Raw genomic sequence first — 24,911 nt, 5'->3', positions numbered from 1 at the left:
TTACTTTCATGCCCGCCATACTTCAAGTTGCATCTGCATCGACAATGCCTGGTTGAAACCTGAATTATCGAGGGTAACGCCATTACAGTTACCAATGGTTTTAGCCTTTTCAGTATCATACCTCTTATCTTTGCTGAATCGAAGCAGCAGTAGAACCGATCCCCTCATCTGCTCTTTATTTGCGCAACGCGCGGCAAATTAAATGAGAGAGTAACTCCAGTTGTCGCGCCATTTCCATGTTCAACCAAACGTAGCCGTGGATGGGCGTTTCTGCGACATTATCGCCTTTATGCTCGGCAATCAGCTGGCGCAGTTCAGCCACGGTGTCACTGAGTTTTTCTGTGTTAGCAAGCACCGGTTGCGGATTACCTTCATACAAAGCGTGAGTTATCGTCAGTAGCGCCTGTTGCGTCCTGAGCTGAGTTTCTCGCAGAGTATGCGCGTTTAACATGACAAAGTGGCTGGTTCGACTGGCCCAAAGCGCATTGATTTGCAACTCAAGCATGCAAACGAGGTTGCGATTAACGGTCTGAATAGCCTCAAAGATGGATTTTTGAATGCGGGTTTCTTTACTGGCAGGAACGATGAGCCCACGCATTTTGACCACGTCGGTCAATAGCTGCTGTAAATGCTTCTCCAGCCTTGGCTGCTCAAGCAGATTAGGGGAGAGCGCGGCCTGATACACCCGATTGTACCCCGTTACACAATGTGCCAGTTGGATACGCCAGTGGATAAATGCCCTTTGCGGCCAGATACCGGTAAACAGCATCGCCAGAAACGATCCCAGAATCACGTCGCCACCGCGCCATAACGCCGTATTCATATCCCCGGCGGGCGCGCCTACTACGACAGCAAGCGTTATGCCAATCAGCAGCGCCTGATACGGCCTTTTACCCAGTGCCAGCCAGCCGCAGAGAAACATCGCCACCGCGCACCATATCAACATAAGCGGAAGCGAGAAGAGTTCCAGACGCAGAGCCACCAACCCAAGCACCGACCCGAGGATCGTTCCGCCTATACGCTCAAAAGCCCTGGGAACGACGTTACCCCAAAAAGAAATTGGCCCCATAATCACCACCAGCGTGATCAGAGGCCATGTACCTTCAGGAATGTTCAACAGGCGAACCAACAGAAAAGTAAGGAGAAACGCCAACGCAATGCGAATACCGTGCACCACACGATAATGACGATACAAACGAATTTCAAAAGGACTCAGTGACTTATCTGCACGCACTCATGCACTCCGTCAGGGAATAGCAAAGAAGCGAATTGTACCTCTTTTTTTAGTAATAACATCATCCTGATTTACACTAAATACAGCTATTTCGACTGGACTGGGACGTACATTTCAATATCCCAGTAACCGTCCTCCACACCATTGTTCAAATAAACTTCAAAACAAGGTTTAGCGGCTATCGAATAAGTCGTATCCTGCATTAAACGCTCAAAGAACTGGTACCACGGCGTCGCAAAATCGTGATTTTGGACGCGCTCTACGGCAACAGCGTAGTCGCCCCCAGCCAGTTCGGTGAGGATCACGCCTTCGCTGTTTTCTGGAATTACAAAACCTTCAGGTACAGAAACGACGGTATCGCAGCGCAGTTTTTCAGCTGGAACAACATCAGGGTTGTCGTAATACACGGCAATCCACTCCAACGGAACAATCTGTTTACCGTCGACCCACTTCATTAACTGCTCAAAGCCTTGTTTAACTGTTTGTTCCCACGGTCCAACCATATGAAAACCGGCAATCATGCGTTTTTCGACCTGCTTTATCTCGTACTCCATACAACCTCCACCGTTACACTGTGTTTATATACAGTATATTTTTTAGGTATGTCGGCCACAAGCAAATAGTGATTATTATGTGAGCAGATTCGCACTCTTGCCAGTCTGACGCATCAGGAAAAACTACGCCTTATGATGGAAATAATCGCTCAGACGCGAGAAAACGCCGCCTTCGTTAACGGACTCCAGCGTCACCAGAGGCCAATGCGCCACCAGCTTATCCCGATCGTAGAGTTCAATTTCACCCACACGTTGATGCGCAGCGATTGGAGCGACCAGTTCTTTCTTATCAAGAACATATTTTGCTTTGATATTAGGGACTTCTGCTTTGGGTAGGGCCATCCAGAAATCCTGCTCGGTACCAAGGCTGATTTTTTCTTTATCGCCATACCAGATCCGCTCAGTACCAACCTGCTTACCACTGCGTAATACCTGTACCGTATCGAAGTTGTGTTGCCCCCATTGCAGCAGTTTACGCGCCTGGTCTTCGCGCCCTTTTGCACTTTCCGCGCCCATCACTACTGCAATCAAGCGGCGCTGCCCATCAACGGCGGAAGCAATCAGATTAAATCCGGCGCCGGACGTATGCCCTGTCTTCAGTCCATCAACGTTCATGGTTTTATCCCACAACAAGCCGTTACGGTTTTGCTGCGTGATTCCATTCCAGGTAAGGCTTTTCTCACTGTACATATGGTAGAAATCTGGTTCCCCGTGGATGATGGCGCGTGACAGCACGGCCAGGTCGTACGCCGAGCTATGCTGACCCGGTGCATCCAGACCATGTACCGTTTCAAAATGGGTGTCCTGCAGGTTAAGCTTTTGCGCATAGTTGTTCATCATCGCGACAAACTGTGGCTGTCCCCCGGCGATGTAATCCGCCAGTGCTACACAGGCATCATTTCCAGAATCTACAATTAACCCCCGGCTAAGGTCGCGTACCGAAACGCGATCCCCTGCCTTCAGGAACATCAAAGATGAACCCACAAATACCGGATTATCCTTTGCCCAGGCATCGCGCCCGACGGTCACAATATCTGTCGGACTAATACGCTTGCTGTCGATGGCGCGATCAACAACATAGCCGGTCATCAGCTTAGTCAGACTGGCAGGATTTCGCTGCTGGTGTTCATTACCGGCTGTCAGAATTTGGCCCGTGGTGTAATCCATTAATACCCACGCTCCGGCATTAATTGCAGGAGGCTGTGGTGAAAAGCTCACGACCCCGGTCGCGTACGCGGGCGAAAAACTCATCGCAAAGAGTGAAGCGGCAACAAACAAACGGCGTTTCAACAGCATGTCCTCAGGAAATGGAAAAATAGCCGTTCTTTTTACGGAAGTTCTGTCGAACAAACTTGGATAAATTGCAAGAAAATGTGACATAAGGCACATTTTCTTGCTATCAGGAAAGGATTTCAGAGATATATATCAGTTAGAACGAGCCTTTACGCGGCGCGGTCTCTGCGTGATGACTGCGATGACGATGATAGCCATCGATCATACTGCGGAAAATTTGCCCTGGCGTGTCACCCAACGTACACAGATAAATATGCGCGCAGATGAACAATAAGCCCACAATTGCTAACGCCATATGCAGCACCAGCATCACCGGCCCCGCCCCGATCACCTGCGGGTAGAGGCATAACAACCCGGTAATAATCAGCAGCGGAACCAACGCGTACATGATGGCCAGGTAGGCCAACTGCTGCAGCGGGTTGAATTTATCCTCTGCCGTTGCGGCAAACGGATGCGGTTCACCTTTCATGATGCCATACAGATAAAAACGTGTTTGCAGCAGGCAGCGTGATATCAACCCGTTAAACTTCACGCGATAATGACAACCGTTGCCGCTGGTTGCGTTTATTAACACAAAGCCAATCCAGAATGCCAGCAATGCAAAGCCACACCAGGTATGTACCTGCACCATCAATGCCACCGGTCCGACAGAGAAGTGGCCAAACATACCGCTCAGCAGAAGCAGGATAAAGAGCAGCGCGTTGCCCCAGTGCCAACGGCGGACCGCCAGCGAATAGAGATAGTCCCGATGTTCTTCCCCAGTTGCCGTTTTGGGTGCCAACATTCGACGTAACAGCGCGTGCGTGACCAGACCTGCAATCATCAACACAATAACTACGCCTGCGTAAATAAGCCACAGCGGCCAGTAGTCCGGCGTATAGTGAAGCTCTGCTCCCCAGATAGAATTCATACATTACCCTCCTGATGAATCTCTTTACGCCGATAGACACTTACCGGGCCACTACGCGTATCCTGCTGGCGATAAACCTCTTTTTGATTTATCCAGTGCTGAATTTCCGGGTCATCGCGACGGCCAAACTTCAGCGCATCCGTCGGACAAACAGAAACGCAGGCAGGTGACTGACCACTTTCCAGGCGAGTATCTGCGCAGAAGTTACATTTGTCGGCAATCCCTGTTTGCGGGTTAAGGTAACGAACATGGAACGGACAAGCGGCAACACAGTAGTCGCAGCCAATACAGCGAGACTTATCCACTTGCACTATGCCATTTTCATCACGAAATGAAGCTCCGGTCGGACAGACGCTGACGCACGGAGCATCTTCACAATGCTGGCAAGAAACACGAACAAACTGGAAGTGGGACAGGACCTCAGGTTCATGTTCGGGTGAACGGATCTGCACCTGTAAGCGGCTATATCCTTCCGGTACGTCATTGAGTACTTTGCAGGCGACCGTACACGCCTGACAACCAATACAGCGTTTCTCGTCATGCAGCATGACATAAGGGTTTGTTGCTTGATTCATGATGTTCTCCTTTCTCATGCCCGACGAAGCGTAACGCCAGCGGTGTGCACCACCGTACCGGAAACCGGACTGGTAACATGTGGCAGCAAATTACCGCAGTGTATACCGTGCGTCGTCGCCGCTGTTTTGGCTCCCGCCTTGGCGCCAAATCCCATATAAACAAACAGCGTATCGGGCCGAATTCCGGCGGTGACCAGCGCTTTACCTTTTTCTTTACCGGTCGCATTCTCCAGCCAAATCTCATCACCGCTTTTAATGCCTTTTTCACGAGCTGTTTGCGGGTGGATCCACACTGCGTTGTCCCACATCAACTCGCTAAGCAGTGGCACATATTGCGTCGCGCCGTTGGTGTGAACCGCCACTTTCCCCTGAATGAAATAGAGTTCATTGTCGCCTTTGAGCGCAAAATCGCGGGCTCGCGGAATGCCGTAGCCAGGCAGAAGCGCTTCCAGCTCTTCAGAGTAGAGTTCAATTTTGCCAGATGGGGATTTAAAGCGCAGTTGCTCACCATAGGTCCCGTCGCTGTCAACCGCCACCGCCCCCGGATAACGCGCCACAAACTGACGCACCGCTTCAGGTTCACGTAGCAGCAGCGGAACACCCCACTCCCGATATCCTTTCTCACGCAGTTCAGCAGACAGCGCATGATCGCCATTAAGTTGGTACAACTGCCGTGTCTGCATGTCCTGCCAGGGGTAGAACTGCCCAAGGCCTAATTGCACAGCCAGTTCTTTCCAGATTTGCCAACTCGGACGCGCATCACCTATAGGCTCTACAACCTGCTGACGCAGGGCATACGCTGGATTCAGGCCCGACATGTCAGAGATTTCTTCATCGCGTTCAAGGTAGGTGCATTCGGGTAACAGATAGTCAGCATATGCCGCGCTTTCGCTTAAATAGACATCGCAGCTTACCACCAGATCGAGTTGTTCAACGGTTTTGACCAGATCAGGTCGGCAGGTCACGGTCTGGAAAGGATTATGGCGGGACATGATCCAGCCTTTCACCGGATAAGGAGTCTGGTTTAACACGGCGTCGATAATGCTTTGCACCACGCCACCGCCCGCCGCGATGTACTTGAATTGCGGAGCAACCAGATCGATGCGCTGGGCCGTGGGTTTGGGTAATTTGGCATCGGGTTTTGCCAGCACTGGAGCAACCTTCTCACCGGCAAGTTTATTGTAGGTCGCCGCGGCTTTTTTCTGGTACAAGCCCCCCTCACGCTCAACATTTCCCAGCAACGCATTAAGGCTGAAAATCATACGTCGCATATCAATTTCTTCTTGTGAAAACGTCGCACGATGGCCCGGACTAACGATAGCATGCGGCGCGCAGGCAACCATTTCCCGGGTGACCCGAACAATGACATCAGCAGGAACATCAGCTTGCTTTTGCGCCCATTCCGGCGTGGTCTCTTGTACTGCTTCTGCCAGTTGGTCAAACCCTGTGGTGTAGCGCGTAACGAAGTCCGCGTCATACAGTTTTTCATTGATCATGACGTGACACATGGCCATCAGCACCGGCAAGTCGCCGCCCGGTTTGAGCGCATGCCATTCATCCGCCTTGCTGGAGAAGACGGACAGTCGGGGATCGAAGCTGACCATTTTTGCGCCCTTTTCCTGCGCGGCCATCAATTCATGCGTTTCGGCAACCTCAATCCCTTCATAGAGGTTGTGACCAAAAGAGACCATATAACGAGTATTGGCGATATCCATGGCCAAATCGCCGCCCATCATCACTTTGGCGGCAATCGATTTCCCGGCCGGGCATGTCGACGCGTGCGTAAAGGTATTTGGCGATCCGAAAGCCGTCGCCAGGTGAAATAAATGCCCTGAAAGCGAACCGGATTTAGAAGAAAACACGACGCCCTGAGGACCATGCTGTGTTTTTATTGCCGTCATTTTTTCGGCAATTTCTTTGTAAGCCTGTTGCCAGCTAATAACCTGCCATTCTCCGCTCCCGCGAGGTCCTGTGCGTTTCATGGGTTTAACAATACGGTGCGGGTCGTTGACCAGGCTAACGCCGCTGCCTCCGCGCGCGCAGACACGCGTGCCTTGTTGAGGCGCATTAGGATTCCCTTGAATAAAAACCGTTTTGTTATTAATCACCTGTGCCTGTATCGGGCAACGATAAGAACACATTTCACACAAACTTGGCGTCAGGGATGTTTTCCCCTTAATGCGCTCCGGAGAATTTCGCGCCAGTGCGCCTGGCGGAAAACTTCCTATCGCGCAGGCAGAGCAACCTATACCTACTCCTCGCAAAAAATTACGCCGACTAATGCTCATATAACCTCCTGTTATTAGATATATCCAATGATTATATGGCGTTTAAATTATTAATTTTTAACCTCACTCACATTTTATTACAATGTTGGTCAGCTAATCGGACAAAATAAAACCCCTTGTTTACAAAAGAATTTTAAAATCCCCAGAATCCAACAAACCATCGAAAAATAACAATAACGGTTCTCATTTATATTATTTAGCAGCTAGTAACTTTAAGAAAATTTATTCCAGTAATTTCCTTTAATAGTGCAAAACTTATTAATCAATTTTATAAAAATCCTGTTCACCTCAATTTTATTGCGTACACCATTCAGCATCGATAATCGCATTGCTGATTACCTTGCTCTTTTTTGGTATTCTTAGATGAGCGCTAAATTGATCCCGGACATAACCAAACAATGAATGACGGCAAGCAGCACCCGACTTTTCTCTTCCACGATTACGAGACCTTTGGTACTCATCCGGCACTGGACAGACCCGCGCAATTTGCGGCTATCCGCACAGATAGCGATTTCAACATTATCGGCGAACCTGAAGTCTTTTATTGCAAACCCGCAGACGACTATCTGCCGCAGCCTGAGGCGGTGTTGATTACCGGCATTACGCCGCAGGAAGCACGGGAAAAGGGAGAGAATGAAGCCGCTTTTGCAGCGCGCATCCACACTCTGTTCACCGTGCCGAAAACTTGTATTCTCGGCTATAACAACGTGCGCTTCGACGATGAGGTGACGCGTAACATCCTGTATCGCAATTTCTACGATCCCTATGCCTGGAGCTGGCAGAACGACAATTCGCGCTGGGATCTCCTGGACGTGATGCGCGCCTGCTATGCCCTGCGTCCTGAAGGCATTAACTGGCCGGAAAACGACGATGGCTTACCCAGCTTTCGCCTGGAGCATTTGACCAAAGCTAATGGTATCGAGCATGCGAATGCTCACGATGCGATGGCGGACGTGTATGCCACGATTGCAATGGCGCAATTAGTTAAATCACGTCAGCCGCGTTTGTTTGAATATCTCTTCAGCCATCGCAATAAGCACAAGCTGGCCGCACTGATTGATGTCCCGCAAATGAAGCCGCTGGTTCATGTTTCAGGAATGTTCGGCGCGTGGCGCGGCAATACCAGTTGGGTAGCGCCATTGGCCTGGCACCCGGAGAATCGCAACGCGGTGATTATGGTTGACCTGGCCGGTGATATTTCACCGCTACTTGACCTGGACAGCGACGCGCTGCGTGAACGGCTCTACACGGCGAAGGCAGATCTGGGTGATAACCCAGCCGTACCGGTTAAACTGGTGCACATCAACAAGTGCCCAGTACTGGCCCAGGCGAATACGCTGCGCCCGGAAGATGCCGATCGACTGGGCATTAACCGCCAGCATTGTCTTGATAATCTCAAAGTTCTGCGCGAAAACCCGCAGGTACGCGACAAAGTAGTGGCTATCTTTGCCGAGGCGGAACCCTTTGCGCCATCCGATAACGTAGACGCCCAGCTGTATAACGGTTTTTTCAGCGATGCCGACCGCGCAGCGATGAAAATCGTTCTGGAAACAGAACCGCGTAATTTACCGGCTCTGGATATCTCTTTTGTCGATAAACGCATTGAAAAGTTGCTGTTTAACTACCGTGCCCGTAACTTCCCCGGAACACTGGATGAAGCCGAGCAGCAGCGCTGGCTGGACCATCGTCGTCAGGTGTTCACGCCGGAGTTTTTACAAAATTACGCCAATGAATTGCAGTTGCTGAGCCAGCAATATGCCGATAACAAAGAAAAACTGATGCTACTGAAATCACTCTGGCAGTATGCGCAAGAGATTGTGTAAATCCCACGTATAAAAAAACGGAGAACATGTCTCCGTTTTTTTTCAGATAAACGCCGTGATTACGCGATATCTTCGTCGTACTGCGGTACCGGGTTGCGGAAGCTTTTGGTCACGCAGGCCAGATAGATCAGACCAATAGCGGCCCAAATCAGGCCCAGAACCATTGAACTCTCTTCCAGGTTTACCCACAGCGCGCCAACGGTCAGCGCACCGCACATTGGCAGGAACAGATACTGGAAGTGGTCTTTCAGCGTCTTGTTACGCTTCTCACGGATCCAGAACTGGGAGATCACCGACAGGTTAACGAAGGTAAACGCCACCAACGCACCAAAGTTAATCAGCGCAGTCGCCATCACCAGGTCGAAGTTGATTGCCAACAGAGCAATCGCACCAACCAGAATGATGTTCATGGACGGAGTACGCCATTTCGGGTGTACGTAACCGAAGAAACTTTTCGGGAATACACCGTCACGCCCCATCACGTACATCAGACGCGCTACGCCTGCATGTGCCGCCATACCGGACGCCAGTACGGTAATGGTAGAGAAAATCAGCGCACCAACCTGGAAGAACTTACCAGCAACGTACAGCATGATTTCCGGCTGCGAAGCGTCTGGATCCTTGAAGCGCGAGATGTCCGGGAAGTACAGCTGCAACAGATAAGTGGAGACGATAAAGATCAGGCCACCAATCAGCGCGGTCAGGAAAATCGCACGCGGGATCACGCGTTCAGCGTCTTTGGTTTCTTCTGACAGGTTGCTGATACCGTCAAAACCGGTGAACGAGAAGCACAGAATAGTCGCACCCGTGATCATCGGGATCACATGCGCATCACCTGACCAGAACGGACGGCTGCTCGCCAGCGTACCAGCACCTTCACCTTCGAACACGCCATAAATGACCATGCCGAGGATCACCGCAATTAGCACCACCTGCAACAACACGATGACGGTGTTGAAATTAGCAACGGATTTAAGGCTGCGCAGGTTAAAGGCGGTCATAAAGGCCACCAGCGCCACCACGAATATCCATGACGGTATCGACGGCACCAGAGCTTCAAAATAGATTTTCGCCAACAGAATGTTGATCATCGGTGCGAACAGGTAGTCCAGCAGTGATGACCATCCCACCATAAAGCCAACGGTCGGGCTAATGGATTTCTGGGCGTAAGTGTAGGCAGAGCCTGCAGACGGATAGCGACGCACCAGTTTACCGTAGCTCAGAGCGGTAAAGAGGATGGCTATCAGTGCAAAGGCGTAAGCTGTCGGGACGTGACCATCGGTCATTCCTGATACGATACCGAATGTATCGAACAGCGTCATCGGCTGCATATAGGCAAGGCCCATCATGACAACCGGAACCAGCGTAAGCGTTTTACGTAATTCCACGCGAGAGGTGTTTGGAGTAGCGTTATGCGACATGGTTATCCCCCATTACGGCGAAAACCGTCGCGTAAGCAAAAAATTGCCCCATTTTTTGTTAATCCTCAGCGACAACAACTGTCGATTTTTAAGTAAGTATCTATCCGGTACGAAGCCCGGCCTCTTTTATGAATGATTGGTTTGATGCAAAAAAATAACCGACGCGTATGAAAACGTCGGTTAATGTCATTTTTTGCAAGCGGCGTATTTTGCACTAATTTGGAGAGAAATAACAAGAGATTGAAGCCACTACAAAAGAATATTTTTTCTTAACCGCTTGATTTATCAGCAGGCGCTTTAACGTACACCCCAGCGATCGCACTATTTGCTAAAATCTCATCCCGCCACCAGGCACTAGCCAACCCGGCGGTCTGTTCATTCCAACCGATCCACACGGGCTCAAAGATATTTTGCGCGACCACTTTTTTCTCAATCAGCGCGCCACTCTCCAAAAAACGCTGCGCCAGATAGCGCGGAATATAGCCACATCCCAGGCCGCTGATTTGCAGTTCCAGCTTGGTTTTAAAGTCAAAAACGGTAATGGCTTCCTGATCGTCCAGCACCTGCGAGCCCGAGGCGTTGGCATGTTGCGTATTGTCGCCCACCACAATGGCGCGAAAACGCCGAATGGTGCGACGATTTAACGGCTCCTGCTCCTGCGCCAGCGGATGATGCGGCGCAACCACGAACACCTGTTCCAGAATCCCTAGTCGCGCAAAACCAAACTCGCTCGCGGAAGGCGGTTCATGCATGGCACCGACAATAATATCCGCCCGTCCCTGTGTGAGGGCTTCCCATGAGCCACCCAGCACGCCGTTGATAAATTTCAGGCGCGTCACACTGTGGTGTTGATAGAAAGATTCGATGAGCGGGGCCAGAAGTGAAAAGGGAAACGTATCATCTACGCCAATGACCAGTTCATTCTCCCAACCTTCGTGCAGTTTAATCGCCTGCTTTTCAAGTTCACGGACGGTGTGCAACACCTCCCGTCCCTTTTCCAGTAGCATCTGCCCTGTGCGGGTGAACCTGGCCCGATGTCCGCTGCGATCGAGTAGTTGAATATTAAGATCACTTTCCAGCTTATGTACGGTATAGCTAAGCGCTGACGGCGTCTTGAACAATTTTGCCGACGCCGCTGCGAAGCTGCCCTCTTTTTCTAACGCATCGAGGATGATAAGAACGTCCAGCAGTGGTTTCATACTCGCCCCCTTGCGGTATCAGCGGCACTCTGCTGGTCTGTCACTCCATCGGCATCACCAGCGGGTCGGGATACTGGTACTCAAACCCAAGCTCATTACAAATCCGGTTGCCATCAATGACTTTACCTTTACCGTTATCCTCACTGCCGCGAAATTCCGGCGGCTCCATCCCCAACTGACGAGCCATCTGCGGATAGAACACGTTACGCGCCGGATGCATAGGCGCACATATATTATAGATGTGTCCCCCTTTAGGCGCTTGCAGCAGTAATGTGATAGCAGAAACCACATCATCCAGATGCACCAGATTGACCCCATGGTGCCCATCTGGCGCAGTCTTGCCAGCAAAAAAACGACCGGGATGTCTCCCCGGGCCGACAAGCCCGGCCAGGCGCAAGATATCCACCGACGTGCCAGGTAAATTGTGCAGCCAGTCTTCAAGTTCTTTCAGAACACGACCGCTCGCCGTGACCGGGTTACGCGACGTCCCTTCTTTCACGGTACCCTGCACATCGCCATAGACCGATGTCGAACTGGTAAAAATAATCCTCGGGATACGGTACGCCAGCGCACTGTCGACCAGCTCCTGCATAGCCTGAAGGTAAAAGGCCTCGCCAGGACCGCTACGACGCGCAGGCAGCGTAATCACCAGCGCATCAACGTCCATCAGTGCGTCGAGATCGTCTGCCTCGCAGACCAGTTCAGGCTCAAGGCGCAGCAAATAGCTCTCGATACCGCTCATGCGGGCCGCCTCCACCCCATCTAATGTGGTTTTGCTGCCGGTAACCTGCCAGCCTCTCGCCGCCAGCGACATGGCTAACGGCATGCCTAACCAACCTAAACCGACAATTGCGACCTTTTTCATGCCTTCTCTCCTGACTTTTGGCCTATAACGCAAGGCTACGCTAGCCCACGACGACTGACAATTCATAGTATCAATATGAAATGAATTAATGATCAAAAAAAAGCCCTTGCTTTCCGTAGCTAAAGTGGTTTAGGTTAAAAGACATCAAATGAATAAACATTCATCGAGAAAATTTATGACACGCGCTCAATTTAAACACCATCATCACCATCATCCTGACTAGTCTTTCAGGCGATGTGTGCTGGGAGACATTTAAATCTTCCAGCGGTGCATGAGCGTATGAGAAAGCCCCGGAAGATTTCTTCCGGGGCTTTTTTGTGCGTGACCCAACTGATTCAGACAGGATAACGAGGAATAAAGAATGTTAGACAACACCCGTTTACGCATAGCTATGCAGAAATCTGGCCGCTTAAGCGATGATTCACGCGAATTACTGGCCCGTTGCGGCATTAAAATTAATCTTCACACCCAGCGCCTGATTGCGATGGCGGAGAACATGCCGATTGATATTCTGCGCGTACGTGATGACGATATCCCGGGTCTGGTGATGGATGGCGTTGTTGACCTCGGCATCATCGGGGAAAACGTTCTCGAAGAGGAATTGCTCAACCGCCGGGCACAAGGTGAAGATCCTCGCTATTTTACCCTGCGTCGTCTGGACTTCGGCGGCTGCCGTCTTTCGCTGGCAACCCCGGTTGATGAAGCCTGGGATGGCCCAGCTGCGCTGAACGGTAAACGTATCGCGACCTCTTACCCACACCTGCTCAAACGTTATCTCGATCAAAAAGGGGTGTCGTTTAAATCCTGTCTGCTAAACGGTTCAGTCGAAGTCGCCCCCCGCGCAGGCCTGGCTGATGCGATTTGCGATCTGGTGTCAACCGGCGCGACGCTTGAGGCCAACGGTCTGCGTGAAGTGGAAGTCATTTACCGCTCTAAAGCCTGCCTGATTCAGCGTGATGGCGAAATGGCCGACGCCAAGCAACAGCTAATCGACAAATTGCTGACCCGTATTCAGGGCGTTATTCAGGCTCGTGAATCGAAATACATCATGATGCACGCGCCGAGCGAGCGTCTGGATGAAGTTATCGCTCTGCTGCCTGGCGCTGAGCGCCCAACCATTCTGCCACTGGCCGGTGATCAGCAGCGCGTTGCCATGCACATGGTCAGCAGCGAAACCCTGTTCTGGGAAACGATGGAAAAACTGAAAGCGCTCGGTGCCAGCTCAATTCTGGTGCTGCCAATTGAGAAGATGATGGAGTGATAGCCATGAGCTTCAATACCCTGATTGACTGGAATAGCTGTAGCCCCGAGCAGCAACGAGAGCTGCTGATGCGTCCGGCGATTTCCGCCTCTGACAGCATCAGCCGCACGGTGGCCGAGATCCTTGAAAACGTCAAAAACAACGGCGACCAGGCACTGCGAGAATACAGCGCGAAGTTTGATAAAACCGAGGTCGGCGCGCTACGCGTCACCGAGGAAGAAATTCAGCAGGCCAGCAATCGCCTGAGCGACGAACTGAAGCAAGCCATGCAAGCGGCGGTGCGTAATATTGATGCCTTCCACACCGCGCAGATCCTGCCGCCGGTGGATATCGAAACTCAGCCTGGCGTTCGCTGCCAGCAGGTGACTCGTCCCATCGCCTCCGTGGGTCTGTATATTCCCGGCGGTTCTGCACCGCTGTTTTCTACGGTGCTGATGCTGGCAACCCCGGCGCGCATCGCGGGCTGCAAAAAAGTAGTGCTGTGCTCGCCGCCGCCGATTGCCGATGAAATCCTTTATGCCGCGCAGCTGTGTGGCGTAAAAGAGGTATTTAACGTCGGCGGTGCGCAGGCCGTTGCCGCGCTGGCGCTGGGTACCGAATCCATTCCTAAGGTCGATAAAATCTTTGGGCCGGGCAATGCGTATGTGACCGAAGCCAAACGCCAGGTCAGCCAACGTCTTGACGGCGCGGCCATCGACATGCCTGCTGGCCCGTCCGAAGTGCTGGTTATCGCTGACAGCGGCGCGACGCCGGATTTTGTCGCCTCCGACCTGCTTTCTCAGGCTGAACACGGCCCCGACTCACAAGTGATCCTGCTGACGCCCGACGCGACGCTTGCCGAAGGTGTTGCCGAAGCCGTTGAACGCCAGCTGGCTGAGCTTTCCCGCGCCGACACCGCACGTCAGGCGCTCGCCGCCAGCCGACTGATTATCGCCAAAGATCTTGAACAGTGCGTGGCCATTTCTAACGCCTACGGTCCGGAGCACCTGATTATTCAGACCCGTAACGCGCGTGAACTGGTTGATGATATCACCAGCGCCGGTTCGGTGTTCCTCGGCGACTGGTCGCCAGAATCTGCAGGCGACTATGCTTCCGGCACCAACCACGTTTTACCGACCTACGGCTATACCGCAACCTGCTCAAGCCTGGGGCTGGCAGATTTCCAGAAACGGATGACCGTGCAGGAATTAACCCCTCAAGGTTTCTCTGCCCTGGCCTCAACTATTGTAACACTGGCCGCTGCTGAGCGCCTGACAGCCCACAAAAATGCCGTTACCCTGCGCGTTAACGCCCTGAAGGAGCAAGCATGAGTACTGACAACTTTCTCAGCGTCACTGATTTAGCCCGAAAGAATGTTCGCGAGTTAACGCCCTATCAGTCTGCCCGTCGTCTTGGCGGTAACGGCGACGTCTGGCTCAACGCCAATGAATACCCAACCGCCGTTGAGTTCCGGCTCACTCAGCAGACACTAAACCGATATCCGGAATGTCAACCGAAAGCTGTAATTGAGAATTACGCGCAGTATGCCGGCGTCAAACCGGAACAGGTGTTGGTCAGCCGCGGTGCAGATGAAGGGATCGAACTGTTGGTACGCGCGTTTTGCGAACCCGGTAAAGATGCCATTCTCTACTGTCCGCCGACTTACGGCATGTACAGCGTCAGCGCTGAAACGATTGGTGTTGAATGCCGCACCGTCCCGACCCTTGATAACTGGCAACTGGATTTGCAAGGCATCGCGGACAAGCTTGATGGCGTGAAGGTGGTCTACGTATGCAGCCCCAATAACCCAACGGGTCAGCTGATTAACCCACAGGATCTGCGTTCACTGCTCGAAATGGCGCAGGGAAAAGCTATTGTGGTCGCTGATGAAGCCTATATTGAATTTTGTCCGCAGGCCACGCTGGCAGGATGGCTGGCTGAGTATCCACATCTGGTGGTACTGCGAACCCTGTCCAAAGCGTTTGCGCTCGCCGGTTTACGCTGTGGGTTTACGCTGGCGAATGAAGAGGTTATCAATCTGTTGTTAAAGGTGATTGCCCCCTACCCGCTCTCTACGCCAGTAGCGGATATCGCCGCCCAGGCACTGACGCCGCAGGGGATTTCCGCCATGCGCCAACGCGTAGAACAGATCCTGGAAGAACGTCAGTACCTGGTGGAAAACCTGAAAACAATTCGCTGTGTAGAGCAGGTTTTCGAGTCTGAAACCAACTATGTTCTGGCGCGCTTCACTGCCTCAAGCAGCGTATTTAAATCTTTGTGGGATCAGGGCATTATCTTACGAGATCAGAATAAACAACCTTCGTTAAGCGGCTGCCTGCGAATAACTGTCGGAACCCGTGAAGAGAGCCAGCGCGTCATTGACGCTTTACGTGCGGAGCAAGTATGAGCCAGAAGTATCTTTTTATTGACCGTGATGGAACCCTGATTTCCGAACCGCCAAGTGACTTTCAGGTCGATCGCTTTGACAAGCTCGCCTTCGAGCCGGACGTCGTTCCCGTTTTACTCAAGCTGCAAAAAGCCGGCTTTAAGCTGGTAATGATTACGAACCAGGATGGGCTTGGCACGCAAAGTTTCCCGCAGGCCGATTTTGACGGTCCGCATAACCTGATGATGCAAATATTCACCTCTCAGGGCGTCGCATTTGATGAGGTGCTTATCTGTCCGCACCTGCCAGCGGACGAGTGCGATTGCCGTAAGCCAAAAGTGAAGCTGGTCGAGCAGTATCTGGTTGAGCAAGCTATGGACGTCGCAAACAGCTATGTGATTGGCGACCGGGCGACCGATATTCAGCTCGCCGAAAACATGGGCATTCGCGGATTACGCTATCACCCCGATACCCTGAACTGGGCGATGATCGGCGAGCAGTTGACCAAACGTGACCGCTACGCGCACGTTGAGCGTAATACCAAAGAAACGCAGATTGACGTCAAAGTCTGGCTGGACCGCGAAGGTCAAAGCAAAATCAACACAGGCGTGGGATTCTTTGACCATATGCTGGATCAAATCGCCACCCACGGCGGTTTTCGCATGGAGATAGCCGTTAAGGGCGATCTGTATATTGACGATCACCACACCGTAGAAGATACCGGTCTGGCGCTGGGTGAAGCCTTAAAACTGGCATTAGGCGATAAACGCGGTATCAATCGTTTTGGTTTTGTGCTGCCGATGGACGAGTGCCTGGCACGTTGCGCACTGGATATCTCCGGGCGTCCGCACCTGGAATATCGCGCAGAGTTTACCTATCAGCGCGTTGGCGATCTGAGTACAGAGATGATCGAACACTTCTTCCGTTCACTCTCTTACACCATGGGCGTCACCTTGCACCTGAAAACCAAAGGGAAAAATGACCACCACAGAGTGGAAAGTCTGTTTAAAGCCTTTGGTCGTACGTTGCGTCAGGCGATTCGCGTCGAAGGCGACACACTGCCCTCCTCAAAAGGAGTGCTGTAATGGACGTAGTGATCCTTGATACCGGCTGCGCCAACCTGCACTCAGTAAAATCCGCCGTCGCGCGCCATGGATACGACCCGGTTGTCAGCCGCGACCCTGACGTGGTGCTGCGAGCCGATAAGCTGTTTCTGCCAGGCGTCGGTACCGCCCAGGCGGCGATGGACCAGTTGCACGAGCGTGAACTGATTGAGCTGATCAAAGCCTGTACGCAACCGGTGCTGGGGATCTGCTTAGGCATGCAACTGCTTGGCCGTCGCAGCGAAGAGAGTAACGGCGTATCCCTGCTGGGCATTATTGAGCAAGACGTCCCGAAGATGACCGATTTCGGTCTGCCGCTGCCGCATATGGGCTGGAATCGCGTCTATCCTCAGGCGGGAAATCGTCTGTTCCAGGGCATTGAAGATGGTGCGTATTTCTACTTTGTACACAGCTATGCTATGCCGGTGAACCCGTGGACCATCGCCCAGTGTCATTACGGCGAGCCGTTTACCGCGGCAGTACAAAAGGACAATTTCTTTGGCGTGCAGTTCCACCCTGAACGTTCGGGCGCGGCTGGAGCGCAGTTGCTGAAAAACTTTCTGGAGATGTAATGATTATTCCGGCATTAGATTTAATCGACGGCACGGTAGTGCGTCTTCATCAGGGCGATTACTCAACGCAACGTGATTACGGCAACGATCCTCTCCCCCGTTTGCAGGATTACGCCGCCCAGGGTGCTGAGGTACTGCATCTTGTTGATTTAACCGGTGCAAAAGACCCTGCGCAGCGCCAGATCCCGCTGATTAAAACGCTGGTCGCTGGTGTCAACGTTCCGGTGCAGGTTGGCGGCGGCGTACGTACCGAAGCGGATGTTGAAGCGCTGCTTGACGCTGGCGTCGCGCGCGTAGTGGTGGGTTCGACGGCGGTAAAATCTCCCGAAGTCGTCAAGAACTGGTTTTCCCGTTTTGGCGCCGACGCGCTGGTGCTGGCGCTGGACGTTCGAATTGACGAGCGCGGTAATAAACAGGTAGCAGTCAGCGGCTGGCAGGAGGATTCCGGGGTTTCTCTGGAAGAACTGGTTGAGACCTATTTACCCGTCGGCCTGAAACACGTGCTGTGCACCGATATTTCCCGTGACGGTACGCTGGCTGGCTCAAACGTCGCGCTTTATGAAGAAGTGTGTGCCAAGTATCCGCAGGTGGCGTTTCAGTCATCTGGCGGTATTGGTGGCATTGATGACGTAGCCGCCTTGCGCGGAACTGGCGTACGCGGCGTGATCGTCGGACGCGCGCTGCTGGAAGGTAAGTTCACCGTTGAGGAGGCCATCCAATGCTGGCAAAACGCATAATTCCTTGCCTGGACGTCCGTGATGGGCAGGTCGTAAAAGGCGTACAGTTCCGCAATCATGAGATTATTGGCGACATTGTCCCGCTGGCAAAACGCTATGCGGATGAAGGTGCTGATGAACTGGTGTTTTACGATATCACCGCCTCCAGCGATGGTCGTGTAGTGGATAAAAGCTGGGTATCACGCGTGGCGGAAGTGATCGATATTCCGTTCTGCGTTGCCGGCGGGATTAAGTCCATCGACGATGCGGCGCGCATCCTCTCCTTCGGGGCGGATAAAATCTCCATCAACTCCCCGGCGCTGGCCGAACCGGAGCTTATCACTCGTCTGGCTGACCGCTTTGGCGTGCAGTGTATCGTGGTAGGCATTGATACGTGGTATGACGCCGAAACCGGCAAATATCACGTTAATCAGTATACCGGAGATGAAAGCCGTACCCGCGTCACGCAATGGGAAACGCTGGACTGGGTGCAGGAAGTACAGAAGCGCGGCGCGGGTGAAATCGTCCTGAACATGATGAATCAGGACGGCGTACGCAACGGCTACGACCTGGATCAACTGAAAAAAGTGCGCGATGTGTGCCACGTACCGTTGATTGCCTCTGGCGGCGCGGGCACCATGGAACACTTCCTTGAAGCTTTCCGGGACGCCGACGTTGACGGCGCGCTTGCCGCCTCCGTCTTCCACAAACAAATTATCAATATTGGCGAATTAAAAGCGTACCTGGCAACACAGGGCGTGGAGATCAGGATATGTTAACGAAGCAACAATGCCGCGAGCTGGACTGGGAAAAAACCGACGGGCTGATGCCGGTAGTAGTGCAGCATGCGGTTTCCGGCGAAGTGCTGATGCTGGGTTATATGAACCCGGAAGCGCTGGAAAAAACGCTCGAAAGTGGCAAAGTGACCTTTTTCTCGCGGACCAAGCAGCGCCTGTGGACCAAAGGAGAGACCTCAGGTCACTTCCTGAATGTGGTGAGCATTGCGCCTGACTGCGACAACGACACCCTGCTCGTCCTGGTTAATCCGATTGGCCCGACCTGCCATAAAGGGACGTCAAGTTGCTTTGGCGATGCCAGCCACCAGTGGCTGTTCCTGTATCAACTGGAGCAACTGCTTGCCGAACGTAAAACCGCAGATCCGGCAAGTTCTTACACTGCGAAGTTGTATGCCAGCGGTACCAAACGCATTGCGCAGAAAGTCGGCGAAGAAGGCGTAGAAACCGCATTGGCAGCGACCGTAAACGACCGCTTCGAGCTGACAAATGAAGCCTCTGATCTGATGTATCACCTGCTGGTTTTACTGCAGGATCAGAACCTTGACCTGACGACGGTGATTGAGAATTTACGCAAAAGACATCAGTAACTTGTGGATGTAAAAAAACCGGGCAAGCCCGGTTTTTTTTATGGAGATGAGCGCTTACTCTGCTTTGCCTTTGTAGCTGCGCAGCGCATTTCGCCCCAACACCACGCCAGCCCCAATCATCCCGCCGAGCAGAACCGCCAGCACCAGGGTAATCGCTTTTTTCGGACTGTCACGACGAATCGGCAACGTTGGTTTCAATACATAGCGATAGGCGTGTAACTCAGCCCCATCAAGCTTAAGATTTTCGATATCCAACAGCTTTTGCTTGGTCTGAAAGTAGTTGTCAGACAATATCAACGGACGCGTAGATTCGTGCTCAATCATAGACTTCAGGGCATCACTCCCCAACAGCAGCATGCTGTCCTGCGTCACATCCTGAGTTTGCTGAATTTGCGGCTTAGTCACACCCGCCTGCAGTGCATACCGCAGCGCTTCCTGGATTTGCTTGATACGCAAATCTTTTTGCTCCTGAGCAACCACTTCCTGAGTTTTCAAGGAGTCCTGAAGCGTAGTTGTTTGCAATTTGATGTTATCAACCAGGTCAAGTTCTAGTTCTTTGGCAACCTTTTCATCTGTTTGTTGAATGTATTCAGCCAGCTGGCGCTGAGCTTCTTCTGGGGAAGCGCCAACATAAGAGACAGCCAACGGCAATGGTTGCCCTTTGACGGACTGCTCAATCGACAGTTTTTCAGGCTTTTCCTGATTATCCAGCGTTTCCGCCAATGCAGAAAATGACGTGCTAAAACGGCCAATCACATTTGACTGTAACTCAGTAACCTTAGGGGCACTGACACCATACAACACGTTGAGTGCGTTGTTATACGTGGCAATCTGTCCAACATCCGGTTGAGTGATAATTGCTGTAGAGGTCCATTTCTCCTTAGCAACCGCTAAATAACCGACAGCACAGGCAATAGCAATAACGATAGCAACAATAATCGTCAATTTCCCACGCCACAGCTGTATCAATAAATCAATCAGATCAATCTGTTCCGGATCGTTACTGCGCCCGGACATGTTGTTATCACTTACAGACATAGAAACCCTAGATAAGGAAAGACTTAAACTGGAATTAGTTTAGCTATAAACTGAGGCAATGCCATAGGATTAATGATAAAAAAATTAAATTGTTTGAGGGATTTTGATTGGTATTTCAATCACTACTGAAAATCGATACGATTAAATAAGAGTGTCAATACCCAAAGAACATCTTCATGTGCAAAAAACCATCAATAATCAGATTTCATCCCCGCTAATCGTTATACTTTACAATTCATTTTATTGATTTCATATCGTGAATATTTTCAGTTTGACCAGTAAAATTGGTAAGTGTAAAAAAGATAACGATTAGCTTTTTCGCCATCTGGCGGTATCATTCCGCTTTTAGTAGCAACTGATGGTACTTGGCTATACTTTAGCCGAACAGAGGAATTAGAATGAACTATTTAGTTACTGGTGCCGCTGGCTTCATCGGCTTCCACGTTAGCAAACGCCTCCTTGAGGCTGGCCATCAAGTAGTCGGTATTGATAATCTGAACGATTACTACGACGTCAGTCTTAAACAAGCTCGTCTGGAATTACTGGCGCAGCCTGGTTTCCAGTTTCAAAATATTGATTTAGCCGACCGCGAAGGCATGACTGAACTCTTCGCATCCGGGCATTTTGAACGAGTCATTCATCTTGCTGCCCAGGCGGGCGTGCGCTATTCACTCGAAAACCCGCATGCCTATGCAGACTCAAATCTCACAGGCTTTCTGAACATACTGGAAGGGTGTCGCCATAATAAAATTCAGCATTTACTCTATGCTTCATCCAGTTCAGTTTACGGCCTGAATCGCAAAATGCCTTTTTCAACGGATGATTCCGTCGATCACCCCGTATCCCTGTATGCAGCAACCAAAAAAGCCAACGAACTGATGGCTCATACTTACTCCCACCTGTACGGATTGCCTACAACCGGGCTGCGCTTCTTTACCGTGTACGGCCCTTGGGGGCGTCCGGATATGGCGTTATTCAAATTCACCAAAGCGATGCTGGAAGGGAAAAGTATTGACGTCTATAACTACGGCAAAATGAAGCGCGATTTCACCTATATTGATGATATCGCAGAAGCAATCATTCGCCTGCAGGATGTTATTCCTGAGCCCAACGGGAAGTGGACTGTCGAAAGCGGTTCCCCGGCAACCAGCTCCGCGCCGTATCGCGTCTACAATATCGGCAATAGTTCACCGGTTGAGCTAATGGACTATATCCAGGCTTTGGAAGATGCTCTGGGTATTGAAGCGAAGAAAAACATGCTACCGCTTCAGCCTGGAGATGTACTGGAAACCAGCGCAGATACTAAAGCACTGTATGATGTTATTGGTTTTAAACCTGAAACGTCAGTCAAAGATGGGGTGAGGAACTTTGTTGACTGGTACCGTGATTTCTACAAAGTTTAATTACGGACCAATTTAGAATAAAAAGGCCTTTAATAAGGCCTTTTATATGAAGAGTAAGATTAATCGCTACCAAAAAGATCGCGTGTATACACTTTTTCGGCAACATCAGATAATTCTGACGTCATGCGGTTAGAAATAATAATATCTGCCTCTTTTTTGAACGTATGAAGATCACGAACGACCCGAGAGTGGAAAAACTCATCTTCCTCCATCACAGGTTCATAAATAATAACGGGCACACCCTTGGCTTTAATACGCTTCATGATTCCCTGAATAGAGGATGCCCGGAAGTTATCGGAACCACTTTTCATGATCAAACGGTACACGCCAACCACTTTGGGCTTACGGGCCAGGATGGAATCGGCAATAAAGTCTTTGCGCGTACGGTTAGCATCCACAATTGCAGAAATGAGATTATTAGGCACCGACTGGTAGTTCGCAAGCAACTGTTTAGTATCTTTCGGCAAGCAATATCCGCCGTAGCCGAATGACGGATTATTATAATGGTTGCCAATACGTGGATCCAGACAAACACCCTCTATAATTTGTCGGGCATTTAGACCTAAGCTTTCAGCGTAGCTGTCCAACTCATTAAAATATGCTACACGCATAGCTAGATAAGTATTAGCAAAAAGCTTTATCGCTTCGGCTTCAGTAGAGTCTGTAAATAAAGTTGGAATATTTTGTTTTACTGCGCCTTCCTGCAATAACTCTGCGAATCGAGTAGCACGTGCTGAACACTCCCCAATAACAATACGTGAGGGATGAAGATTATCATAAAGCGCTTTCCCTTCTCGCAAAAACTCAGGCGAGAAAATGATATTATCTGTGCCCAAACGTTCTTTAATTGACTGGGTAAAACCAACCGGGATGGTTGATTTAATAATCATCACTGCTTGAGGATTCACTTCCAACACATCACGGATGACTGATTCCACGCTGGAAGTATTAAAATAGTTGGTTTTAGGATCGTAATCAGTCGGAGTAGCGATAATGACATAATCGGCATTTTTGTAAGCATCTTGCTTGTCGGTTGTTGCGCGAAAATTAAGATCTTTCGTTGATAGGTACTCTTCTATTTCTTTGTCAGCAATGGGTGATTGCTTCCTGTTAAGCATATCCACTTTAGACTGCACAATGTCCAGCGCGACCACTTCGTGATTTTGGGCAATCAAAATCCCATTTGAAAGTCCCACATAACCTGTTCCTGAAATAGTTATTTTCATTAGCTCTGACTTCTTTTGGTTAAGCATTAAAGAGTGAAAAAATCACCATCGTTAGACCCAACGTTACCGTATTGGATCAATGTGAACACATTATATCGCGATTTAGTGCAGCTATGCCTACCAGACTTGACCGAATGCATTTTTTGTCCATTAAAAAGCCCGGAGGAACGCTCCGGGCCTGGATTTACAGCAGGGATAAATCAGATTAATCCAGCCATTCGGTGTGGAACACACCTTCTTTATCGGTACGTTTATACGTATGCGCGCCGAAGTAGTCACGCTGTGCCTGGATCAGGTTAGCTGGCAACACCGCAGAACGGTAGCTGTCGTAGTACGCCACTGCAGCGGAGAAGGTCGGTACCGGAATACCGTTTTGCACAGCGTAAGCCACAACGTCACGCAGCGCTTGCTGATACTCATCAGCGATATTTTTGAAGTACGGAGCCAGCAGCAGGTTGGCGATACCTTTGTTTTCAGCATAGGCGTCGGTGATTTTCTGCAGGAACTGCGCACGAATGATGCAACCCGCGCGGAAGATCTTCGCGATTTCACCGTAGTTGAGATCCCAGTTGTATTCGTCAGATGCAGCACGCAACTGAGAGAAGCCCTGCGCGTAAGAGACGATTTTACCCAGATACAGTGCGCGACGGACTTTCTCAACGAACTCTGCTTTATCACCAGCCAGTTTAGCCTGCGGGCCCGAGAGAACTTTAGATGCCGCCACGCGCTGGTCTTTCAGAGAAGATATGTAGCGCGCGAAGACGGACTCGGTGATCAGCGACAGCGGTTCGCCCAGATCCAGAGAGCTCTGGCTGGTCCATTTACCGGTGCCTTTGTTCGCGGCTTCGTCGAGAATCACATCAACCAGATATTTACCCTCTTCATCTTTTTTGGTGAAGATATCTTTGGTGATGTCGATCAGGTAGCTGCTCAGCTCACCTTCGTTCCACTCGGTGAAGGTGGCTGCCAGCTCTTCGTTAGACAGGTTCAGGCCGCCTTTCAGCAGAGAATAAGCTTCAGCAATCAGTTGCATATCGCCGTATTCGATACCGTTGTGCACCATCTTCACATAGTGGCCTGCACCATCCGCACCAATATAGGTCACGCACGGTTCGCCATCTTCAGCAACCGCAGCAATCTTAGTCAGGATAGGTGCAACCAGTTCGTAGGCTTCTTTCTGGCCACCAGGCATGATGGATGGGCCTTTCAGGGCGCCCTCTTCACCGCCGGAAACACCGGTACCGATGAAGTTGAAGCCTTCAGCAGACAATTCGCGGTTACGACGAATGGTATCCTGGAAGAAGGTATTTCCGCCATCAATGATGATGTCGCCTTTATCCAGATACGGTTTCAGGGAATCGATGGCAGCATCGGTGCCAGCGCCCGCTTTCACCATTAACAGGATACGACGTGGGGTTTCAAGAGACTCGACGAACTCTTTCACCGTGTAATAAGGTACCAGTTTCTTACCCGGGTTCTCGGCAACAACTTCTTCAGTTTTTTCGCGTGAGCGGTTGAAGATGGAGACGGTATAACCACGGCTTTCGATGTTGAGCGCCAGGTTGCGCCCCATCACTGCCATACCGACGACGCCGATCTGTTGCTTGGACATTGTTTACTCCTGTCTTAGATTCTGACGAAATTACCACGTTGGTAATAATCATTTACCGCCAAATTTAAC

24 protein-coding genes and 1 other annotated feature are annotated in these 24,911 nt (G+C 51.0%); of the genes, 11 read left to right on the top strand and 13 right to left on the bottom strand.

Translation table 11 applies throughout. The annotated features are described in order from the left end of the window. Positions 1–175: 175 nt before the first annotated feature. The 6 genes from NMD08_RS09915 to phsA all read right to left on the bottom strand — a co-directional run bounded on the left by NMD08_RS09915 (position 176) and on the right by phsA (position 6,854). Positions 176–1,234 (bottom strand): FUSC family protein, encoded by a 1,059-nt coding sequence (locus NMD08_RS09915; protein WP_151219730.1) that lies wholly within the window; start codon positions 1,232–1,234, stop codon positions 176–178. A gap of 86 nt (positions 1,235–1,320) precedes the next feature. Continuing rightward, complete coding sequence (sbmC, locus tag NMD08_RS09910; RefSeq protein ID WP_370620094.1) at positions 1,321–1,788, bottom strand: DNA gyrase inhibitor SbmC; 468 nt, start codon at positions 1,786–1,788, stop codon at positions 1,321–1,323. A 123-nt stretch (positions 1,789–1,911) separates the two neighbouring features. Continuing rightward, positions 1,912–3,084 (bottom strand): serine-type D-Ala-D-Ala carboxypeptidase DacD, encoded by a 1,173-nt coding sequence (gene dacD, locus NMD08_RS09905; protein WP_187252215.1) that lies wholly within the window; start codon positions 3,082–3,084, stop codon positions 1,912–1,914. A 133-nt stretch (positions 3,085–3,217) separates the two neighbouring features. Then, positions 3,218–3,991, bottom strand: a complete 774-nt coding sequence (phsC, locus tag NMD08_RS09900; RefSeq protein WP_151219733.1) for a thiosulfate reductase cytochrome B subunit — start codon at positions 3,989–3,991, stop codon at positions 3,218–3,220. Then, positions 3,988–4,566 (bottom strand): thiosulfate reductase electron transport protein PhsB, encoded by a 579-nt coding sequence (gene phsB / locus NMD08_RS09895; protein WP_151219734.1) that lies wholly within the window; start codon positions 4,564–4,566, stop codon positions 3,988–3,990. Before phsB ends, phsC begins: the two co-directional genes overlap by 4 nt. Positions 4,567–4,580: 14 nt before the next feature. Next, complete coding sequence (gene phsA, locus NMD08_RS09890) at positions 4,581–6,854, bottom strand: thiosulfate reductase PhsA (RefSeq protein WP_370620092.1); 2,274 nt, start codon at positions 6,852–6,854, stop codon at positions 4,581–4,583. Between the two features lie 398 nt (positions 6,855–7,252). Here phsA and sbcB point away from each other — a divergent pair, with 398 nt between their 5' ends. Next, positions 7,253–8,677 (top strand): exodeoxyribonuclease I, encoded by a 1,425-nt coding sequence (gene sbcB, locus NMD08_RS09885; RefSeq protein ID WP_151224686.1) that lies wholly within the window; start codon positions 7,253–7,255, stop codon positions 8,675–8,677. Positions 8,678–8,736: 59 nt separating this feature from the next. Here the strand turns inward: sbcB and plaP are convergent, their stop codons facing one another. The 4 genes from plaP to NMD08_RS09865 form a co-directional block, all read right to left on the bottom strand. Then, a complete protein-coding gene (gene plaP / locus NMD08_RS09880) occupies positions 8,737–10,098 on the bottom strand; it encodes a putrescine/proton symporter PlaP (protein ID WP_151219736.1) in 1,362 nt (453 codons plus the stop codon). Next, the gene (gene yoeI / locus NMD08_RS09875; protein ID WP_099045591.1) at positions 10,088–10,150 is read right to left on the bottom strand and encodes a membrane protein YoeI; all 63 of its coding nucleotides are present in this window, start codon (positions 10,148–10,150) and stop codon (positions 10,088–10,090) included. Before yoeI ends, plaP begins: the two co-directional genes overlap by 11 nt. 217 nt (positions 10,151–10,367) lie before the next feature. After that, complete coding sequence (locus tag NMD08_RS09870) at positions 10,368–11,297, bottom strand: LysR family transcriptional regulator (protein WP_370620090.1); 930 nt, start codon at positions 11,295–11,297, stop codon at positions 10,368–10,370. A 40-nt stretch (positions 11,298–11,337) separates the two neighbouring features. Next, complete coding sequence (locus NMD08_RS09865) at positions 11,338–12,162, bottom strand: SDR family oxidoreductase (RefSeq protein WP_187252212.1); 825 nt, start codon at positions 12,160–12,162, stop codon at positions 11,338–11,340. 175 nt (positions 12,163–12,337) lie between these two features. On the opposite strand from NMD08_RS09865, the gene hisL reads away from it, so the two are divergent. From hisL to hisIE, 9 genes are all read left to right on the top strand, one after another. Further along, positions 12,338–12,385 (top strand): his operon leader peptide, encoded by a 48-nt coding sequence (gene hisL / locus NMD08_RS09860; protein ID WP_100250077.1) that lies wholly within the window; start codon positions 12,338–12,340, stop codon positions 12,383–12,385. Beyond that, positions 12,361–12,481, top strand: a sequence feature (His leader region). It overlaps the preceding gene by 25 nt. 42 nt (positions 12,482–12,523) lie before the next feature. Next, positions 12,524–13,423, top strand: coding sequence for an ATP phosphoribosyltransferase (hisG, locus tag NMD08_RS09855; protein ID WP_003030161.1), 900 nt, complete (start codon positions 12,524–12,526; stop codon positions 13,421–13,423). A 5-nt stretch (positions 13,424–13,428) separates the two neighbouring features. Beyond that, complete coding sequence (gene hisD, locus NMD08_RS09850) at positions 13,429–14,733, top strand: histidinol dehydrogenase (protein WP_370620088.1); 1,305 nt, start codon at positions 13,429–13,431, stop codon at positions 14,731–14,733. After that, positions 14,730–15,809 carry a histidinol-phosphate transaminase gene (gene hisC / locus NMD08_RS09845; RefSeq protein ID WP_151219738.1) on the top strand — a complete coding sequence of 360 codons (1,080 nt, stop codon included), beginning with the start codon at positions 14,730–14,732 and terminating at the stop codon, positions 15,807–15,809. Before hisD ends, hisC begins: the two co-directional genes overlap by 4 nt. Further along, positions 15,806–16,873: a bifunctional histidinol-phosphatase/imidazoleglycerol-phosphate dehydratase HisB gene (gene hisB / locus NMD08_RS09840; protein WP_151219739.1), complete on the top strand. Its 1,068-nt coding sequence runs from the start codon at positions 15,806–15,808 to the stop codon at positions 16,871–16,873. The genes hisC and hisB overlap by 4 nt, the downstream gene beginning before the upstream one ends. Beyond that, entirely contained in the window at positions 16,873–17,463 is a 591-nt protein-coding gene (hisH, locus tag NMD08_RS09835) for an imidazole glycerol phosphate synthase subunit HisH (RefSeq protein ID WP_003844282.1), read from the top strand. The genes hisB and hisH overlap by 1 nt, the downstream gene beginning before the upstream one ends. Then, positions 17,463–18,200 carry a 1-(5-phosphoribosyl)-5-[(5-phosphoribosylamino)methylideneamino]imidazole-4-carboxamide isomerase gene (hisA, locus tag NMD08_RS09830; protein WP_151219740.1) on the top strand — a complete coding sequence of 246 codons (738 nt, stop codon included), beginning with the start codon at positions 17,463–17,465 and terminating at the stop codon, positions 18,198–18,200. Before hisH ends, hisA begins: the two co-directional genes overlap by 1 nt. Further along, entirely contained in the window at positions 18,182–18,958 is a 777-nt protein-coding gene (gene hisF, locus NMD08_RS09825) for an imidazole glycerol phosphate synthase subunit HisF (protein ID WP_151219741.1), read from the top strand. Before hisA ends, hisF begins: the two co-directional genes overlap by 19 nt. After that, a complete protein-coding gene (gene hisIE / locus NMD08_RS09820) occupies positions 18,952–19,563 on the top strand; it encodes a bifunctional phosphoribosyl-AMP cyclohydrolase/phosphoribosyl-ATP diphosphatase HisIE (RefSeq protein ID WP_210904610.1) in 612 nt (203 codons plus the stop codon). The genes hisF and hisIE overlap by 7 nt, the downstream gene beginning before the upstream one ends. A 54-nt stretch (positions 19,564–19,617) precedes the next feature. On the opposite strand, the gene wzzB is transcribed toward hisIE, so the two are convergent. After that, positions 19,618–20,601 (bottom strand): LPS O-antigen chain length determinant protein WzzB, encoded by a 984-nt coding sequence (gene wzzB / locus NMD08_RS09815; RefSeq protein WP_370620086.1) that lies wholly within the window; start codon positions 20,599–20,601, stop codon positions 19,618–19,620. A 398-nt stretch (positions 20,602–20,999) separates the two neighbouring features. Here wzzB and NMD08_RS09810 point away from each other — a divergent pair, with 398 nt between their 5' ends. Next, entirely contained in the window at positions 21,000–22,004 is a 1,005-nt protein-coding gene (locus NMD08_RS09810; protein ID WP_286538975.1) for an NAD-dependent epimerase, read from the top strand. A gap of 59 nt (positions 22,005–22,063) precedes the next feature. Here NMD08_RS09810 and ugd read toward each other — a convergent pair whose 3' ends face one another. Together ugd and gndA are read right to left on the bottom strand one after the other, a co-directional pair. Continuing rightward, positions 22,064–23,230 carry a UDP-glucose 6-dehydrogenase gene (ugd, locus tag NMD08_RS09805; protein WP_370620084.1) on the bottom strand — a complete coding sequence of 389 codons (1,167 nt, stop codon included), beginning with the start codon at positions 23,228–23,230 and terminating at the stop codon, positions 22,064–22,066. 205 nt (positions 23,231–23,435) lie between these two features. Continuing rightward, complete coding sequence (gene gndA, locus NMD08_RS09800; protein WP_286538973.1) at positions 23,436–24,842, bottom strand: NADP-dependent phosphogluconate dehydrogenase; 1,407 nt, start codon at positions 24,840–24,842, stop codon at positions 23,436–23,438. Positions 24,843–24,911 lie beyond the last annotated feature (69 nt).

It is taken from the genome of Citrobacter meridianamericanus (genome assembly GCF_041320245.1).
In the GTDB taxonomy this organism is placed as follows: Bacteria; Pseudomonadota; Gammaproteobacteria; order Enterobacterales; family Enterobacteriaceae; genus Citrobacter; species Citrobacter meridianamericanus.
This window is presented reverse-complemented; position numbering and strand designations above follow the sequence as displayed.